The sequence below is a fragment of the Desulfonatronospira sp. genome, from assembly GCA_003563255.1.
In the GTDB taxonomy this organism is placed as follows: domain Bacteria; phylum Desulfobacterota; class Desulfovibrionia; order Desulfovibrionales; family Desulfonatronovibrionaceae; genus Desulfonatronospira.
Genome location: PWSL01000208.1, coordinates 1 through 3431 on the forward strand (window position 1 = coordinate 1; position 3431 = coordinate 3431).

The following is a 3431-nucleotide window of genomic DNA, read 5'->3' on the forward strand; positions in this document are numbered from 1 at the left end:
GCGTGAGCCCGATGAAGTCCTCTTCCTTTGCGCCGTACTGGTCCAGCATGGCCTGGTTGACCCTGGTCATGCGCTGGTGCGTCATGACGTATTCCAGCAGATCCGCCTTCTCATCCTCTGTAGCCTGGTTCCAGGCCACGGGTTCGTCCAGCATCATGAAGAAGAACCCGCTGAAAGACTGGGAAAAGAACATGTTGAGTTGCTTTTCGCTTTGTAAAAGAGCAAGTTCCGCTTCCTTCTGCTCGGTGATGTCCCACCATGTACCAATCATTTCGGTGTATGCATCATCTCTTTTCAGTACTTTTTGAGTGTCCAGGAGCCAGTGATATGAACCTTTCTTATCTTTAAAACGGTATTCACTGGTCATGTTTTTTGCAGACAGCTTTTCCTGAATTTTGGGCACATCTTCAGGATGCACACAATTCGCCCATAATACCATGTCTGAAGTAAAGTCTTCAGGCCTGAATCCCACTACTTTGCTTACATTGTCGTTAATATAGGTAATGTGCACATTGCCCCGCGCATCAATCTGATAGGTATATATCACCGCAGGTGTATTGGACAGTAAAGTGTCCAGCCGCTGCTGGTTCTCGCGCAGCGACTCCTCGCTTTCCTGTGCTTTGTTCCTGGCTTCCATCAATACTTTTTCATTATGTTGCTTTAAAAGCAGGTCGCCGATGATGTTTGCTATTGTCTTCAGGTTGACGATTTCAATGCTGCTCCAGCTGTAGTAGTCTTTTACGGCATCACATCCAATAAACCCCCATATTCTGTCACTACTTTTGACCGGAATACAGATAAGTGATTTTATATCCTGGCCCGTGAACTCCCCTTTTTCCGCACTCGCTTCACCGGGTAGCGCATGGACATCCGGGACATGAACAGGTTGGCCGGAGAGTATCTGCTCCTTGAACCATGGTAAAGAATCCAGCGGCAGATCCTGGACAGAATCCATTTGCATCGAAATGCCTCGACTGCACCATTCGTGGGTGTTGGTCATGGTTTTCTGATCATGGGAAAACAAAAAGAGATAAGATCGGTCAACCTGAAAGTGATTGCCGATCTGCGAGAGCATTGAGTTTATATCCCTGTCAAAGCTCTCTCTGGTTGTTCTTACAAAGCTTGATGAAATATCTGAGATGATCTCCTGGAACCGGAGATTGTTCTGCAGCTGATGCTCAGACTGCCTGCGCTCGGTCACATCCCACCAGGCGCCCACCACTTCGAGAGTGCCGTCCGCATGCGTGATCAGCTGCTGTTCGTCATGCAGCCAGCGATAATTGCCCGCTTTGTCCCTGAACCTGTATTCTTCCAGAGTAACCCTGCCCTCTTCCATCAGCACGGGAAGGGCATCAAAGACTTTCTGAGCATCATCAGGATGGAGGCATTGCTTGAATAATTCAAGGTTGTTCAAAAAATCTTTTGGTTCAAAGCCGAGCACATGCTTCACATTTTCATTGACATAGGTTACCTGGGGTTCGCCTTCAGTAATAATGAAGGAATAGATGACCGCAGGAGTTTGCGAAATGAGCGTATTCAGACGCTGCTCGCTGTCCTGGAGCTGTTTTTCTTTTTCTCTCTGCTCGGTGATGTCCCTGCCAGTGGCCTGAAAACCCGTGTATGCTCCGTCCTTGTAAAGAGGGGCTCCATTCCACTGCACAATACGCCAGCCCCTCGGAGTCCATTGTCGATTGACCAGACCCTTAAGCGGATATTCAGACTTGATCATCTCCTGGACAGCGGCTGATGTCGCTTCCTGATCGTCAGGATGCAAGTAATCTGAGAATAACCGGCCCAGAAGCTTTTCCCCGGGGTCTCCCCAAAAGACGCGGGCATAGTCGTTTAAAAAGGTCCAGCGCCCTTCCGTGTCCACCTGGACTATGATGTCCCCGGTCAGATCAGTAATGCTCTGGTATTCATCCCTGGCTTTTTGTAAGGCTACCTCCGCGCGTTTGCGGTCGGTAATATCTTCGGCCGAGCAGACAACGTATTCCACTGTTCCGTTATCTGCGATTTTCGGGGATTTGAGGATGGAGAGCAGACGCTGTTCGCCTGTTGCATCGGGAACCCACTCCTCGGTGCGTACAGGCCTGCCCGTAGAAAAGACATCGACATTTCTCCGGCGGCAGACTTCGACAATATCTTTGGTGAAAATATCGTACATGTCCTTGAAGGCCATATCTATGTTTTGCATGCCGCAGAAGTCGGCATGGGCCTTGTTTACTGCCCCGTAACTATGCTCGCTGGTCAGGTACCAGACCTGGGTTGGGATATTGTCCAGAAGGATACTCTGCTCCTGGGCCGACCTGGCAAGCGCCTCCTCGGCCCGTATCCGATCGGTAACATCCCGGGCAGCGGCATAGATCAGGGTGCCGTGAGGGTGTGCGCGCCACTCAATATGCCTGTAGGAGTCATCCTTGCAGCGGTAGCGGTTCACGAACTGCAGGACCGGCTTCTGCTCTTCCAGTTCAGCCATGGCCGCCAGAGTGGAGTCAATATCATCAGGATGGACGAATTCCAGGAAGGTGCGCTGTTCCAGTTCCTGCGCCGTGTAGCCCAGCACGGATTCCCATTCGGTGTTGACCTTGACGAAGTTGCCGGCAGTGTCCGCAATGCACAGCAGGTCGAGATTGACCGAGAAAAACCGCTCCATCTGCAGAGCCTGTTCCTTCTCTGAAGTGATGTCCTGGATTATGGTCACGAAGTGATGCTCTTCTGGTGAATAGGCAATGATTTTGTACCAACTGTTGAGGGGTTCAAAGTGTTGCTCTAACTCCTCCTCGGTCCGCTCCAGGGCAATTTTTCCGTAAAAACCGATCCAGTCGAAGGGATCGTCCTGAATACCGGGCAAGACCTCAGTCACCCTGCGGCCCAGGATGTTTTCAGCCTTGAGGCCGGTCATTTTTTCAAATCCGGCATTGACCTCCAGAAATTCATAATCCTTTGGCCGTCCCTGATCATCAAGAATTATCCGGTGGTAGGCATATCCAAAAAATGAGCAGTCTATAAAACGCTTATAACTTTTTTCTTGCATAGAAAATCCTATAGCTGGTTTCTCCATCAACCCCAAAAAAAGATAATTATATCGCCAGTTCGCTTCTGTTGAATGGCTGCGCCTACACTTCGTGTATTCAACTGGGAAAAAGCCTCACTTAAGACGCCTAGTTAAACCCTGCTGCTCAGGAACGCTGCGTGTTGCTTGTCTTATACAATGGACGAAGACTAACGCGGACTTTGCCCGCAACCCAATAAAGAAAAGAGCTTTTTTGACAGGATTAACAGGATTAAGAGATTGATTAAGAGATTGATTAAGAGAAAAACATTTTTGTCCTGGCTCCCAGTTTAATGCCCTTCGGGCTTGCTCTGCGAGCAATTAAATCACGCCACAGGCGTGACAGGCGGAAGCCAGGCCAAAAGGTAATCACTCCAGC

1 protein-coding gene is annotated in these 3431 nt (G+C 49.6%); it reads right to left on the bottom strand.

Annotated elements, in window-relative coordinates:
* Positions 1–3034 (bottom strand): PAS domain S-box protein (locus QZP87_RS06140; RefSeq protein ID WP_291322044.1); only part of this gene is annotated, 3034 nt, incomplete at its 3' end.
* Positions 3035–3431: the final 397 nt, after the last annotated feature.